Origin of the sequence: Alistipes sp. An66, from assembly GCF_002161445.1 — a bacterium.
GTDB classification, from domain to species: domain Bacteria; phylum Bacteroidota; class Bacteroidia; order Bacteroidales; family Rikenellaceae; genus Alistipes; species Alistipes cottocaccae.
In genome coordinates this window covers 50,794-66,536 of sequence record NZ_NFHT01000013.1, presented here as the reverse complement: position 1 = coordinate 66,536, position 15,743 = coordinate 50,794, and the positions used below count along the sequence as shown (strand labels likewise).

Genomic DNA, 15,743 nt, shown 5'->3' with positions numbered 1-15,743 from the left:
TCTATTCGCGGGTCAGAGCGTATTCTGTTTGAGCTGCTCGACGAACGAGTCGATGCGATGCAGCTGCTTCGGGATGTCGATCGACTGCGGGCAGTGCTCGACACACTGGTTGCAGCCGATGCAGTGGCTGGCCTGCCGCAGACGCGGCACCGAACGGTCGTAACCCACGAGGAACGCACGCCGGGCCTCGCGGTAGTTGGGGTCCTGACGGTCCTTGGGGACATTGCCCTCGTTGACGCACTTGTTGTAGTGGGCGAAGATCGCCGGGATGTTCAGCCCGTAGGGGCAGGGCATGCAGTACTGGCACTCGGTGCAGGGGATGGTGGGGTATTTGAGCATCACCTGCGCCGTATCCTCGAGGAGTTCGAACTCCGCGGAGGTCAGCGCTTCGAGCGGCGCATAGGTGCGGATGTTGTCCTGCAAATGCTCCATGTAGGTCATGCCGCTCAACACCGTGAGGACCTTCGGATAGGAGCCCGCAAAGCGGAAGGCCCACGAAGCGGTGCTCTGCGTGGGCCGCAGGGCTTTGAGGCGCCCGACCAGGTAGTCGTTCAGCCGCGAGAGGCGCCCGCCGAGCAGCGGTTCCATGATGACGACCGGGATGTCGCGCTTCGCCAGCTCGCCGTAGAGGTATTCGGCATTGACGTTGCGGCCCGAGGCGTGGCGCCAGTCGACGTAGTTCATCTGGATCTGGACGAAATCCCAGCGGGCACGCCCCTCGTCGTGCATCGTCAGCAGGTGGTCGAAGACCTCCTGCGAGCCGTGGAACGACCACCCGAGGTTGCGGATCCGCCCCGCCTCGCGTTCGCGCAGCAGGAAGTCCAGCACGCCGTTGTCGATGAAGCGTTCGTTGAAGGTCTCGATGCCCTTCCCGCCGCCGATCGAGTGCAGCAGGTAGTAGTCGATATGGTCGACCTGCAACTCGCGGAACGACTGCCGGTACATGGCCAGCGAATTCTCGCGCGTGGGGTTCGAGAAGTTGGACATCTTCGTGGCGATGAAATAGCTGTCGCGCGGGTGGCGTTTGAGGGCGATGCCCGTGGCGCGCTCCGAGAAGCCTTGCAGGTAGACGGGCGCCGTGTCGAAGTAGTTGACGCCGTGCGCAATGGCATAATCCACCAGCGTGTTGACCGTCTGCTGGTCGATGGGGTTTCCGTCATCGGCGGGCGAGGGGAGCTGCGGCCAGCGCATGCAGCCGTAGCCCAACAGCGACACGCGGTCGCCCGTCGCGGAACTCGTGCGGAAGGTCATCCCGTCGGCCGGGACCTCGCCCGGCGTGACGGAGGCCGGGCCTCCGTTCCGGGGTCCGCAGCCGTAGAGCGCTGCGGTGGTGGCAGCCGCGCCGACCCCGAGGGTTTTCAGGAATGCGCGGCGATCTATCTTTTTCTTCTTCATGTTCCGGGATTTTTCAGAGTGTTCTGTGGTGTTCGTGCCCTTCGACGACGATGGCGCTGAACGGCCGCGCCGGGCAGAGGTTCTCGCAGGCCCCGCAGCCGATGCAGCGGGCTTCGTCGACGGTCGGGATGCGCGGCGACTGCGGATCGTCCGGATTGCGGGGCACCATGCGGATCGCGGCGACCGGGCAGTGGCGTTCGCAGTTGTTGCACGACACGCCGTCGGTGTTGACCACGCAATTCTCGGGAATCCACACGGCGTGTCCGATCTGTATGGAGGACTTTTCGCAAAACTCCGTCAGATGGATCGCATTCGTGGGGCAGACCTCCGAACACTTCGTGCACTCCGGGCGGCAGTATCCGCGTTCGTAGGACATCTCGGGCTTCATCAGCCGCATCAGGTCGCCCGACGGGCGCAGCACCCGGTTCGGGCAGACCGTCACGCAGAGCTGGCAGGCCGTGCAGTGGGTGAGGAAGTCGCGCAGGCTCCGCGCTCCGGGCGGCACGAGGGGCGTCGCCCGCTTCGGAATGCGCTTCTCCTCGATCAGGGCCAGACCGCCGTCGACCTTCTTCTCCTGGGCGTGCAGGGCCGTGCCGACCATCAGCCCCACCACGCCGAGGAACCGGCGCCGCGAAGCGTCGGCCGGAGCTTCTCCGGACTTTTCCGCCGGATTCGGGGTCACCGCCGCTTCCGACCGCCGCCATGTGTAGGAGATGGCCCCCTGACGACAATGTTCGAGACAATCCATGCAGGCGACGCAGCGGCTGTAATCAATCGTATGGGCTTCGGGATCGATGCACGAGGCCTTGCAGTTGCGGGCGCAGAGCTTGCAGCCGTTGCACTTCGCGACATCGAACCGCGGCTTGAAGAGCGAGAAGCGCGACAGCAGCCCGAGCAATGTCCCGACCGGGCAGACCGTGTTGCACCACGTGCGGCCGTTGCGCCAGGCGAGCACGGCAATCACGACAAACGTCACGATGGCGACGACCAGCGTTGCGAGCCCCTTCACCCAGACATCGACCGAATAGAAGGCGTAGCTGTCAACCCGTTCGGCTGCCCACGCCAGCAGGTTGTTGCCCCAGCCCCAGAGCGGGGCCAGCAGGCTCTGGACGATGCGTCCGTAGGCGCTGTACGGGGCGATCAGGGCCCCGATGCTTCCGAGCCCGGCCGCCATGACGACGACAAAGAGAAGGAATACGCCCCAGCGCAGCCACGTGCGGGCCGGGGAGTAGCGGAAGTGGTTGCGATGCCGGCGCCGCCGCCCGGAGAGCCACGAGACGAGGTCCTGCATGACGCCGAGCGGACAGACCACCGAGCAGTAGACCCGCCCGAAGAGCAGCGTCAGGAGGAGGAGTCCGGCAACCACGCCGACGTTCAGGGCCAGCACGGCGGGCAGGAACTGAATTTTCGCCATCCAGCCGAACCACGCATGGATCGTCCCCGTGAAGTCGAGAAACAGCAGCGTGATCGGAACGAAGAAGAGGATCGCCAGGGCGATCCGGATTTTTCGCAGCATGGGTATTATCGAGTTAGTTTGTGTGTCGACCGGGCATCCGCGTGCGGGTTGCGATCCGCAGCGGCCAACCCGGGTTCTGCAAAATTAACAAAAATTTCGGCCCGTTCGGGCTTCTTGCGGGTAAAATCGGGCCTCCCGGCGGGGAAAAATTACCGGACGATGCGGCCCGGTGCAGTCCGGGCCGGAACCGCACGTGCCGGAGCCGGAGCACCCCGCAACGAAACGGAACACACCACGCTACGAAAACGGAACGCACCCCCGCAACAAAAACGGGACGGACCCGCGTCCGCCCCGTCCGATTCCCGAAAAAACGGCCTATCGATCCGATTCGGCACGCACCTCGTTTGTCAGTTTTTTACCCACTTCGAATTCACTGATGTTCAGCATCGTAATGCGCGCTATATTATCCAGCGCTTCACGTGTGAAAAAGCCCTGATGCGACGTCACGATCACGTTGTTGAACGACAACAGCCGCGCCAGCACGTCGTCATCCATGATACGATCCGAGGTGTCCTCGTAAAAATAACCCGCCTCCTCCTCGTAGACATCCAGCCCCGCAGCGCCGATGCGTTTCTCTTTCAGCCCGTCGATCAACGCCTCGGAGTGGATCAGCTGCCCGCGGCCCGTGTTGATCAGCACGACGCCCGGTTTCATCTGCGAAATGGCCACGTCGCCGATCATGTAGCGCGTGCGGTCGGTCAGCGGACAGTGGAGCGAAATGATGTCCGAACGGCGGTAGAGCTCTTCAAGCGGCACGTAGGTAATGCCGGCCCCGGCCGCATACGCCTCGTCCGGGTAGAGATCGTAGGCCAGGACCTCCATGCCGAACCCTTTCAGAATGCGGATCAGTTCCCGGGCGATCTTCCCCGTGCCGATGATCCCGGCCGTCTTGCCGTACATGTCGAATCCCATCAGCCCGTGCAGCGAGAAGTTCCCGTCGCGTGTCCGCCAGTAGGCGCGGTGGATCTTGCGGTTGAGCGCCAGCATCAGGGCCACGGCATGTTCGGCCACGGCATGCGGCGAGTAGGCCGGAACACGGACCACCGGAATCCCGTAACGGGCCGCCGCCGTAAGGTCCACGTTGTTGAATCCCGCGCAGCGCAGGGCGATCAGTTTCACGCCCATGGCGGCCAGTTCGCGGATCGTGTCGGCATCGGCCACATCGTTCACGAAGATGCACACCGCATCGGCTCCGCGGGCCAATGCCACGTTGCTGGCATTCAGATGGCTCCGGTGGTAGCAGACCTCGAACCCGAAAGCCGGGCGGATCCGCTCGAAGGACTCCCTGTCGTAGGGTTGCGTCCCGAACAAGATGACTTTCATAGCACTTGACAACATATCGAAAATTCCCGTTCCGACAAACGGCCCCTGCCGCCGTCTATTATATGACAGGTGCGGAATATGGCGGCCGCCGCGGATCGGCTCCGTCGCAGAGACGTGCAATTTCGGGTCCAAACCGGAAAAGCCGTCCGCCCCGCACCCCCGGAAACTACGCCCGTTTGGCGTTGCGGTATTCGGTGGGGGACTCCCCGGCGTGCTTCTTGAAGAAACGCCCCAGATAGGACTGGTCCGGGAATTTCAGCCGGTAGGCGATCTCCTGCACCGAAAGATCGGTCGAACGAAGCAGCATCCGGATTTCCAGCATCACCGCCCGGTCGATGAACTCCTTGGCCGAAGTGTGGGCCACGCACCGCACGATGGTCGAGAGATAACGGGTCGATATGCAGAGCCTGTCGGCATAGAACGCAACCTCCCGCTCCTGCGCGCAGAATTCGTGCACCAACGCCGCAAAACGGTGGAACAGCTCCATCTGCCGGGTGGTGTTCGCGAAAGTCCGCACCTGTTTCGTGGCGAAGCGCTGCATCTTGTCGCTGATCTCCAACAGGATATTCTGCAAACGGTTCTTGATGATCGTATTGCGGAAGATATTTTGCCGGTCCCGGTAGGTGTAGGCCGCCATCTGAAACCAGATGGCGGCTCCGTCGACAAGCTGCTGCGGGGGATTCGCGATCGGATTGCGGTGCACGGCTGCAAAAAAATCCGGTTCCAGACGGAAGGCCGCTTCCGAAAAGAGATCGCGCGAAAAGGTACAATAGGAGACCGCGAAATTCTCCGAACGGTCCATGAGCAAAAGGTATGCCCCCGGCAACAGCAGCATCAGGGTATTCCGCACGAGCCGGCCCTGACACTGGTCGACCATCATCTCCGCCTCGCCGTCCCGGCAGAAGAGAATGGCACACCCTTCCAGCCGGTAGGCATGGTGCTCGAAATAGGAAAAATCGGAGTCGCCAACTATGAACTGATCCTCGGAAGTGGTGATCAAGGGATTCTTATCATCCATAAGAATTCTTTTTTCGAACAAAAATAGTGAAAAAGCGGCGATTTACCCTAATTTTGTTCCGAAAAGTACCAACACTGTTCGCAATATAAGGCATATCGGCACCGTTTTTAAAATACTTTTGCACCTGAAAAAGTTTTTTAGTATAAAAGAAAAGGAAAGTTATGAAGCAAACAATCATGAAAGCGGCCGTTTGGGCATGCTGCCTGGCTGCCGTCGCATGCGGACAGGCCCCTACGGCAATGGGCCCCGGCGAATACGCCGTGCAGACCGTCGCCACGACCAACCGGGAAATCCCGACGAACTACTCGGCCACGATCCGCGGACGTCAGGACATCGACATCTACCCGCAGGTGTCGGGAACGATCTGGCAGCTCTGCGTCAACGAGGGTCAGCGCGTGTCGAAAGGACAGACGCTGTTCATCATCGACCAGGTGCCCTACAAGGCCGCTTTGCAAACCGCCGAAGCCAATGTCGCCGCTGCCGAAGCCAGCGTCGCCACGGCCCAACTGACCTATGACAGCAAAAAAGAACTTTTCGCCCGCAACGTCGTTTCGCAGTACGACCTCTCCACGGCCGAGAACAACCTGCTGACGGCCAAAGCACAGCTCGCACAGGCCCAGGCACAGCAGGTCAATGCCGCCAACAACCTCTCCTATACGGTTGTCAAGGCTCCGTCGGACGGCGTCGTGGGAACGCTTCCCTACCGTGTGGGTGCACTGGTGAGCGCCTCGATGCCGCAGCCGCTGACCACCGTCTCGGACAACTCGACCATGTACGTCTACTTCTCGATGACCGAGAACCAGCTGCTCAACCTCGCACGCCGCTACGGCTCGATCGCCGAAACGCTCAAGAACATGCCCGACGTGCAGCTGCTGCTCAACGACGGCTCGATGTACGACCAGTCGGGTCGCGTGGAGTCGATCAGCGGTGTGATCGACACCTCGACGGGCAGCGTTTCGCTGCGTGCGGCATTCCCCAACCCCAACGGACTGCTGCACAGCGGCGGTGTGGGCAATGTCGTCCTGACCAGCGCCTTCAAGAACTGCATCGTCGTTCCGCAGTCTGCCACGTTCGAACTCCAGGACAAGATATTCGTCTATAAGCTGGTGGACGGCAAGGCGTCGTCGACCATGATCGGCGTGGAGAAGATCTCCAACGGCAAGGAGTATATCGTCACCTCGGGCCTCGTTCCGGGCGATGTGATAATCACCGAGGGTGTAAGCCGCATGCGTGAAGGTACGCCCATCGTACCCAAAGGCCAGGCCGCAGCCAACGCCGACGAGGCCGCACCCGCAGCTGACGACAAACCCGGGAACGAAGCTTCCGATGCCGCTCAAAACCAAACCACAAAGGAGGAATAATCCATGACACTCAGACATTTCATTGAACGACCCGTATTGGCGTCGGTCATCTCCATTATCATCGTAATCGCCGGTATCATTGGTCTGGTAACGCTGCCCGTGGAGCAATACCCGAGCATCGCGCCCCCGACGGTCATGGTGCGCGCATCCTACCCGGGTGCGAGCGCCGAGACGGTGCAGAAATCGGTGACCATCCCGCTCGAACAGGCCATCAACGGCGTGGAGAACATGGACTACATCACCTCTTCGTCCGCATCCGGAAGCGCCTCGCTGAACATCTATTTCAAACAGGGCACCGACCCCGACATGGCGGCCGTGAACGTCCAGAACAAGGTATCAACGGCTACCGGTATGCTCCCGGGCGAGGTGACCTCGATCGGTATCACGACGATGAAGCGCCAGTCCTCCATGCTGAAGGTCTTCGCCCTCGTCAGCCCCGACGATACCTACGACCAAACCTTCCTGTCGAACTACGCGAAAATCAACATCGAGCCCGAGCTCAAGCGTATCCAGGGCGTCGGCGAGGCCTTCGCAATGGGCGCCGACTACTCGATCCGCATCTGGCTGAAGCCCGACGTGATGGCCCAATACAAGCTGATGCCCAGCGACATCACGTCCATCCTCGCCGAGCAGAACATCGAGGCCGCCACGGGTTCGCTGGGTGCCGACTCGGAGAATGTCTACCAGTATGAGATGAAGTACCGCGGCCGCTGGAACACCCCCGAGGAGTTCGGCAACCTGGTTATTCTCTCTAACGAGGACGGTACAGTGCTGCGGCTCAAGGATGTGGCCGAAATCGAGCTGGGCCAGGAGTCCTACTCCTTCGAGGGCCGCGTGAACGGCCACCCGGGCGTGACGACCATGGTCTTCCAGACAGCCGGCACGAACGCCACAGCCATCGTCGAGGACATCGACGCCCTGCTCGACGAGGCCCGCAAGGACCTCCCGAAAGGGGTGGAGATCGTGGACATGATGAGCGTCAACGACTTCCTCTTCGCCTCGATCAACGAGGTAATCAAGACGCTGATCGAGGCCATCATCCTCGTGATACTTGTGGTCTACGTCTTCCTGCAGGATATCCGCTCGACCCTCATCCCCACGGTGTCGATTCTCGTTTCGCTGATCGGTACGTTTGCCTTCCTTTCGGTGGCCGGCTTCACGATCAACCTGCTGACGCTCTTCGCCCTGGTGCTTGCGATCGGTACGGTCGTCGACGACGCCATCATCGTCGTCGAGGCGGTCCAGGCCCGCTTCGACGCCGGGTACAAGTCCTCCTACATGGCCACGATCGACGCCATGTCGGGCATCACGTCGGCCATCATCACCTCGACGCTGGTCTTCATGGCGGTGTTCATCCCCGTGGCGATGATGGGCGGTACGTCGGGAACGTTCTACACCCAGTTCGGTGTCACGATGGCCGTGGCCGTAGGTATTTCGGCCATCAACGCCTTGACGCTGTCGCCGGCCCTCTGCGCGCTGATCCTGAAGCCCTACCTCGATGAGAACGGGGAGATGAAGGACAACTTCGCCGCCCGTTTCCGCAAGGCCTTCAACACCGCATTCGGGGCGATGCTCAACAAGTACAAGCACGCCGTGCTGCTCTTCATCAAGCACAAGTGGCTGATGTGGTCGACGCTGTGCCTCGGTCTCGCCGCGTTAGTCTTACTGATGAATACCACCAAGTCGGGTTTGGTTCCCGACGAGGATCAGGGCGTCATCATGATCAACGTGTCGACGGCCCCGGGCTCGACACTGGCCGAGACGAACGAGATCATGGAGCAGGTCTACGACCGTCTGAATGGCATTCCGCAGATCAAGAACCTGATGACGACGGCCGGCTACGGTCTGATCTCGGGCCAGGGCACCTCCTACGGTATGGCGCTGATCCGACTGAAAGACTGGTCGGAGCGTCCCGACAAGGAGGATAACGTGAACGCGATCATCCGCCAGGTCTACGCCCGCACGGCCGACATCAAGGATGCGCAGATCCTCGCTATCGCCCCGCCGATGATCTCGGGCTACGGTGCGACGAACGGCTTCTCGATGCACCTGCAGGACCGTGCCGACGGCTCGATCGACGACTTCTTCCAAGTGGCCCAGCAATATATCGGCGCCCTGAACCAGCGCCCGGAGATCGCCATGGCCTACTCGTCGTTCAGCCCGCGCTTCCCGCAGTATATCGTAGACATCGACCCGGCCAAGGCCAAGCGGGCCGGCGTGTCGCCCACGACGATCCTCTCGACCATCTCGGGTTACTACGGCGGCCAGTACGTATCGTACCTGAACCGTTTCTCGAAGGTCTATCGCGTGATCGTGCAGGCCGACGAGAAGTACCGCCTCGACATGGAGTCGCTCAACAACGTCTTCGTGCGCACGAACAGCGGCGAGATGGCCCCCGTAAGCCAGTTCGTCACGCTGACCAAGACCTACGGCTCGGACGTGCTGAACCGCTTCAACCTCTACAACTCGATTGCCGTGACGGGTTCGTCGAACGACGGCTACTCGTCGGGTGACGCCATCAAGGCCATCAAGGAGACCGCCGCCGAAGTGCTGCCGCGTGGCTACGGATACGACTTCGACAGCCTGACCCGCGAGGAGAATGCAACGGGCAGCAACTCGATCATCATCTTCGGCATCTGTATCCTGCTGATCTACCTGATCCTCTGCGCCCTCTACGAGAGTTTCTTCGTACCATTCGCCGTGATTCTCGCCGTGCCGTGCGGTCTGATGGGTGCCTTCCTGCTGGCCAAGGCGATGGGCATGGAGAACAACATCTACCTCCAGACGGGTATCATCATGCAGATCGGCCTGCTGTCGAAGACGGCCATCCTGATTACGGAGTACGCCGGCGACCGCCGCCGTGCGGGCATGAGCCTCGCGCAGGCCGCCGTCTCGGCCGCCAAGGTGCGTCTCCGCCCGATCCTGATGACAGTGCTCACGTGTGTCTTCGGTATGCTTCCGCTGATGTTCTCGACGGGTGCGGGCGCCAACGGAAACTCGACCCTCGGTACGGGCGTCGTCGGCGGTATGATCGTCGGAACGCTGGCCCTGCTGTTCCTTGTACCGGGCCTGTTCATCGCCTTCCAGACGCTGCAGGAGAAGTTCAAACCGATCGAATTCGACACCGATCCGCAGTGGGCCGTACGCGCTGAAGTGGAAGAGGTTAAAAACGAGAAAGAGGAGGAGTAACACCATGAGAAAAACCATCATCATACTTGCTGCAGCCGCCATGACGGGCTGCGGCATCTACAAGCCCTACACTCGCCCGGAGGTGAAGACCGACGGATTGTACGGCACGGCCGAAACGGCCGATACGACGACGCTGGGCGACATCAGCTGGCAGGAGATGTTCTCCGACCCCCAGTTGCAGGCGCTCATCGAACAGGCGCTGACGAACAACACCGACCTGCAATCGGCCGGATGGCGCGTCAAGGAGGCCGAGGCGACGCTCAAATCGGCGCGTCTGGCCTACCTGCCGTCGTTCAACTTCGCGCCGCAGGGTTCGTTGAGCAGTTTCAACGGCGCGACACCGACGAAGACCTACACCGTCCCGGTAACGGCCAGCTGGCAGATCGACATCTTCAACGGACTGACGAACGCCAAACGCAAGGCCAAGGCGCTCTACCTGCAAAGCCAGGAGTACGAACAGGCCGTGAAGACGCAGCTCATCGCCAGCGTGGCGAACCTCTACTACACGCTGCTGATGCTCGACAGCCAATACGGCGTAACGGAGGAGACGGCGGCCAAATGGCGTCAGAGCGTCGAGATGATGCGCGCCATGAAGGATGCCGGACTGACGAACGAGGCCGCCGTGGCCCAGTACGAGGCCAACACGCTCTCGATCGAGGCATCGCTGCACGACCTGGCCTACCAGCGCACGCAGACCGAGAACAGCCTCTGCTCGCTGCTGGGCGAGGCCCCGCACACGATCGCACGCGGGGAGCTCGCGGCGCAGCACATGCCCGAGACGCTGGCCGTCGGCATTCCGTTGCAGATGCTTTCGAACCGCCCCGACATCCGTCAGGCCGAATACTCGCTCATGCAGGCCTACTACGCGACGTCCAGCGCCCGGTCGGCACTCTATCCGTCGATCACGTTGAGCGGTACGCTCGGATGGACGAACAACAGCGGTGCGGGGATCATCAACCCGGGCAAGCTGATCTGGACGGCCGCCGGGTCGCTCCTGCAACCGATCTTCAACGCCAACGCCAACCGGGCCCAGGTGAAGATCGCCAAAGCCCAGCAGGAGGAGTCGAAACTGGCCTTCCAGCAGGCGCTGCTGAACGCCGGTGCGGAGGTCAACAACGCCCTGACGCAGAGCCAGTCGGCCCGTGCGAAGGCCGACCTTCGGGTTGCCCAGATCAAGGCGCTGGAACGGGCGGTCGAGGCCACGGAGCTGCTCATGCAGCACGGCACGACGACCTATCTGGAAGTCCTGACGGCCCAGCAGTCGCTGCTTTCGGCCCAACTGTCGCAGATCTCCGACCAGTTCGACGAGATCCAGGGCGTCGTGAACCTCTATCAGGCGCTCGGCGGAGGACGTGACATCGCAACCGGGGAGGAGAAGTGATGAAACGGGGAGCGACCAGAGAAGAGATCATCCGCACGACGCAGGAGTTCATCGCCCGAAACGGCATCCGTGCCGTGCGGGTGGATGAGATCGCGCAGACGCTGGGCATCTCGAAACGCACCCTCTACGAAATGTTCACCGACAAGAACGACCTGATCAGCGCCTGTCTTGACGCCATGAGCCGCCAGCAGCAGGAGCAGATCGTCGCCTGCCGGAAACGGCGGAGCGGAAATCCGTTGCAGAAGACCGTCCGGCTGATGAACGAATACATCGAAAACCTCTATCGGGTGGACCACAGTTTCCTGTCGGACCTGCGCCGCAAGGTGATCTTCGCGGAACATTACGACGAACACCGGGGATTCTGGCACAAGGAGCTGACCATGCTGCTCGACATGTGCCGCAAACAGGAGCTGCTCCTGCCGGAGATCGACGCCGCGGCCTTCGCCGAGCAGTTGATGGGTACGCTTCTGGATCTTCGGTTGAACGGCACCTCGCGCGAGGAGTTGAGCCTCTTCGGGCGGACGATCCTGCGCGGAGCGGCGACCCGTCAGGGTATCGAGCTGATCGACCGCCGGCCGTGAAGCCCCCAGAGTCCGCAACGGAAACTACGGATGAAGAAAAGCTCCGCACATTGCAATGTGCGGAGCTTTTCTTTGGGGGATTTGCCCGGAGATCTTGCATTTCTTGAAATCTTTTCCTATATTTGCACCTGTCGAGCACGAACAAATCTCGGAACATGAATGCACGGATCACATATCGGATGAACACCGGCATGATCTCCTGCGGGATGATGATGATGATGGTCATGTGCAACCGAACTTGCCGGGTGTAATCTTTTCGTGCACGACAACGATACGATCCGGCTTCCTGAGGAGTCGGATTTTTTTATGACAGGAAAGGCCCGCCCGGAGAGGGCGGGACCGATGGAAAGAAACGCAAGCATACCGATTTATGGAGACCCGAAATTACCGATTCGAAACCCGGCAGATCCACGCCGGACTCAATCCCGACGAACCGACCGGCTCGCGCGGCATCGCGATCTGGCCCACGGCGGCCTACCGCTTCCGGAGCTGCGACCACGCGGCGCGTCTTTTCGATTTGAGCGAAGCCGGAAACATCTATACCCGCCTGCAAAACCCCACGACGGCGGCTTTCGAGGAGCGCATCGCCGCACTGTACGGAGCCGTCGGGGCGCTGGCCGTCTCGTCGGGGATGTCGGCGATCCTCGTAACGACGCTCTCGCTGGCCGCCGCGGGCGACAACATCGTCGTCTCGCCCTACCTCTACGGCGGGACGCACAACCTGCTGCGCACGACCCTGCGGCGACTGGGTATCGACTGCCGCATGGCTGCAAGCGAGCAGGCGGCGGATTTCGAACCGCTGATCGACGACCGCACGCGGATGATCTATGCCGAGAGCATGGGCAACCCGACCTGCACGGTGCCCGATCTGGAAGCGCTGGGCGAGGTGGCCCGGCGTCGGGACGTCCCGCTGGTCGTGGACAACACGTTCGGGGCCGCGGGCTACCTGTGCAACCCCTTCGAGTGGGGTGCGAACATCGTCGTGGACTCCGCGACGAAGTGGATCAACGGCCACGGCACGACGCTCGGCGGCGTGATCGTCGACGGCGGCAACTACGACTGGTCGAACGGCAAGTTCCCCCAGATCGACGGCCCTTCGGAGGGCTACCACGGACTGAACCTCTACGAGACGTTCGGAAACGCGGCATTCGTGGTGAAATGCCGCGTCGACGGACTGCGCGACCTGGGCTGCGCGCCGTCGCCGTTCGACTCCTACCTGATGCTCATCGGGCTGGAAACGCTCTCGCTGCGCGTAAGGCATGAAGTGGAATCGGCTCGGAAGCTGGCCGAATACTGCCGCCGCCATCCCAAAGTCCGGAACGTCAGCTACGTGGGCTTCGACACCCATCCGAGCCACGACAACGCCCGCAAATACTACCGTTTCGGAGCTTCGGCGATCTTCACCATCGAACTGGAAGGGACGCTGGAAAGCACCGTGCGGTTCGTGGAGTCGCTGCACCTGGCCGCGAACATGACGATGATCGGCGACTCGATCACGGTGGTGACCCACCCGGCCTCGACGACCCACAAGCAGTTGAGCGACGAGGATCTCGCGGCGGCGGGCGTGACGCCCACGATGCTGCGCATCTCGCTCGGACTGGAAAACGTCGACGATCTGATCGACGATTTCGAACAGGCGTTCACACACGTCGAATAGGGACCGCAGAAACAGAACAAGAGACACACCGCACCATGGAACCGCAGATCTATCTGGCCCCGGGGCCTTTCGCGCTGGAATCGGGAGACACTCTCCCGGAGCTGCGCATCGCCTACCACACCTACGGACGGATGAACGCCGCGCGCGACAACGTGGTGTGGGTCTGCCACGCCCTGACGGCCAATTCGGAGGTCGCCGACTGGTGGCCCCACACGGTCGAGAAGGGGCGGTTTCTCGACCCGGAGCGGTGGTTCGTGGTGTGCGCCAACATCCTCGGCTCGCACTACGGCACGACGGGACCGCTGCACGTCAACCCCGCAACGGGACGGCCGTGGTACGGGAGCTTCCCGCAGTTCACGATCCGCGACATCGTGCGGGCGCATCGTCTGCTGGCCGATGCGCTGGGTGTGGGGCGGATCGCGATGCTGGTGGGGAGTTCGGTCGGCGGATTCCAGGCCGTGGAGTGGGCCGTCATGGAGCCGGAACGGATCGAGGGTCTGGCGCTGATCGCCACCGACGCCAAAGCTTCGCCCTGGAACATCGCCATCGACGAAACACAGCGCATGGCCATCGAGGCCGACGCGACGTTCGGCGAGGAGCGCCCCGATGCCGGCATGAAGGGGCTGGCGGCGGCCCGGGCCCTGGGGCTGTTGAGCTACCGCGGCCCCGAGGGCTACAACCTCACGCAGCAGGACCATGAGGAGAATCCCGTCCTGCACCGGGCCTGCACCTACCAGCGGTATCAGGGCGAGAAGCTCTGCCGGCGCTACAACGCCTATTCGTACCACGCGATCCTCGACGCCTTCGACACCCACGACGTGGGACGCGGGCGCGGAGGCGTGGAGGCGGCGCTCGGGAAGATCCGCGCCCGGACGCTGGTCGTGGGAATCACCACCGACATCATCTTCACCCCCGCGGAGATGCGGCGCCTGCACGGGCAGATCCCCGGAAGCCGCTATTGCGAAATCGACTCGCCGTTCGCCCACGACGGATTCCTCGTCGAATACGAACAGCTCAACGCCCTGCTCCTGCCGTTCATGACGGAGCGGTAACCTTCGGAAAACAGACAACAAACGCATAGAGCCATGACTAAAATCAAAATCGGACTGTTCGGATTCGGCGTCGTCGGACAGGGCATCTACGAAGTGGTGCGCAAGTCGAAGAACGCCCACGCCGAGATCGTGAAGATCTGCGTCCGCGACCCGCACAAGCCCCGCAAAATCGAGGTCGACCCGTCGTTGTTCACCACGTCGGTGGACGAGATCCTCGACAACCAGAACGTGAACCTCGTCGTGGAGGTGATCGACAACGCGCAGGCGGCCTACGACATCGTCAAACGCGCCATGCTGCGCGGAATCCCCGTCGTCTCGGGCAACAAGACGATGCTGGCCCACCACCTCCCGGAGCTGATCGAGATCCAGAAGACACGCGGCGTGGCGCTGTTGTACGACGCCTCGTCGTGCGGTTCGATCCCGGTGATCCGCAACCTCGAGGAGTATTACGACAACGACCTGCTGCTCGAAGTGAAGGGCATCCTGAACGGCTCGTCGAACTATATCCTCTCGCGGGTCTTCGACCACAAGGACTCCTACGCCAATGCGCTGGCACAGGCCCAGGCGCTGGGATTCGCCGAAAGCGACCCGTCGTTCGACATCGAGGGCTACGACTCGCTCTTCAAGCTGGTGATCATCACCGTGCACGCCCTGGGGACCTACGTCGCCCCGGAGCGGATCTTCACCTACGGCATTTCGACGATCCACGACTCGGACATCCGCTACGCGCGCGAGAAGAACGTCAAGATCAAGCTCGTGGCACAGGTCGTCAAGGTCAGCGACGAGCACTTCACGATGTTCGTGATGCCGGAGTTCGTCACGCCGTCGAAGTACATTTACAGCGTCGACGACGAGTACAACGGCGTGGTGATCCGCGGCGAGTGCTACGACCGTCAGTTCATGTTCGGCAAGGGCGCCGGGAGCCTGCCCACGGCCTCGTCGATCCTGAGCGACATCATGGCGCGGCTGAACAACTACCGCTACGAGTACAAGAAGATGAACTACATCGAGAAGCCCGACTACACGACCGACATCACGCTGAAAATCTACGCCCGCTACCGGGAGACCGACGTACGGCAGATCCTGCACTTTACGAAGATCCACGAACAGTTCATCAGCGAGGAGAGCAACTACGTGATCGGCGACATTCTGTTGAGCGAGCTGCTTGAAAAGCGTCCGCAGCTTTCGGGCAAGGATGTCTTCCTGGCCAACATTCCGATCTTCTTCCTGAACCGCGACTGATCCTCCGGCGGTCCGGAGAAGAACCGGC

11 protein-coding genes are annotated in these 15,743 nt (G+C 61.7%); 7 read left to right on the top strand and 4 right to left on the bottom strand.

Annotation, left to right across the window (positions count from 1 at the left end):
* Nucleotides 1-12: 12 nt before the first annotated feature.
* The 4 genes from B5G16_RS09475 to B5G16_RS09460 form a co-directional block, all read right to left on the bottom strand.
* Nucleotides 13-1,395: an aldo/keto reductase gene (locus tag B5G16_RS09475; RefSeq protein WP_087263500.1), complete on the bottom strand. Its 1,383-nt coding sequence runs from the start codon at nt 1,393-1,395 to the stop codon at nt 13-15.
* Between the two features lie 13 nt (nt 1,396-1,408).
* A complete protein-coding gene (locus B5G16_RS09470) occupies nt 1,409-2,911 on the bottom strand; it encodes a 4Fe-4S binding protein (protein ID WP_087263499.1) in 1,503 nt (500 codons plus the stop codon).
* A 315-nt stretch (nt 2,912-3,226) separates the two neighbouring features.
* On the bottom strand, nt 3,227-4,234 hold the full coding sequence (locus tag B5G16_RS09465) for a 2-hydroxyacid dehydrogenase (RefSeq protein WP_087263498.1): 1,008 nt from the start codon (nt 4,232-4,234) through the stop codon (nt 3,227-3,229).
* Nucleotides 4,235-4,400: 166 nt separating this feature from the next.
* Nucleotides 4,401-5,252: a helix-turn-helix domain-containing protein gene (locus B5G16_RS09460; protein WP_087263497.1), complete on the bottom strand. Its 852-nt coding sequence runs from the start codon at nt 5,250-5,252 to the stop codon at nt 4,401-4,403.
* 161 nt (nt 5,253-5,413) lie between these two features.
* Here B5G16_RS09460 and B5G16_RS09455 point away from each other — a divergent pair, with 161 nt between their 5' ends.
* The 7 genes from B5G16_RS09455 to B5G16_RS09425 all read left to right on the top strand — a co-directional run bounded on the left by B5G16_RS09455 (nt 5,414) and on the right by B5G16_RS09425 (nt 15,715).
* On the top strand, nt 5,414-6,613 hold the full coding sequence (locus B5G16_RS09455; RefSeq protein ID WP_087263496.1) for an efflux RND transporter periplasmic adaptor subunit: 1,200 nt from the start codon (nt 5,414-5,416) through the stop codon (nt 6,611-6,613).
* A gap of 3 nt (nt 6,614-6,616) precedes the next feature.
* On the top strand, nt 6,617-9,802 hold the full coding sequence (locus B5G16_RS09450; protein WP_087263495.1) for an efflux RND transporter permease subunit: 3,186 nt from the start codon (nt 6,617-6,619) through the stop codon (nt 9,800-9,802).
* A 4-nt stretch (nt 9,803-9,806) separates the two neighbouring features.
* Nucleotides 9,807-11,183 (top strand): TolC family protein, encoded by a 1,377-nt coding sequence (locus tag B5G16_RS09445; protein ID WP_087263494.1) that lies wholly within the window; start codon nt 9,807-9,809, stop codon nt 11,181-11,183.
* Nucleotides 11,183-11,764: a TetR/AcrR family transcriptional regulator gene (locus B5G16_RS09440; RefSeq protein ID WP_087263493.1), complete on the top strand. Its 582-nt coding sequence runs from the start codon at nt 11,183-11,185 to the stop codon at nt 11,762-11,764. The genes B5G16_RS09445 and B5G16_RS09440 overlap by 1 nt, the downstream gene beginning before the upstream one ends.
* 370 nt (nt 11,765-12,134) lie before the next feature.
* Entirely contained in the window at nt 12,135-13,421 is a 1,287-nt protein-coding gene (locus tag B5G16_RS09435) for an O-acetylhomoserine aminocarboxypropyltransferase/cysteine synthase family protein (RefSeq protein ID WP_087263492.1), read from the top strand.
* A 35-nt stretch (nt 13,422-13,456) separates the two neighbouring features.
* Nucleotides 13,457-14,473 (top strand): homoserine O-acetyltransferase family protein, encoded by a 1,017-nt coding sequence (locus B5G16_RS09430; RefSeq protein ID WP_087263491.1) that lies wholly within the window; start codon nt 13,457-13,459, stop codon nt 14,471-14,473.
* 33 nt (nt 14,474-14,506) lie between these two features.
* Entirely contained in the window at nt 14,507-15,715 is a 1,209-nt protein-coding gene (locus B5G16_RS09425; protein ID WP_087263490.1) for a homoserine dehydrogenase, read from the top strand.
* Nucleotides 15,716-15,743: the final 28 nt, after the last annotated feature.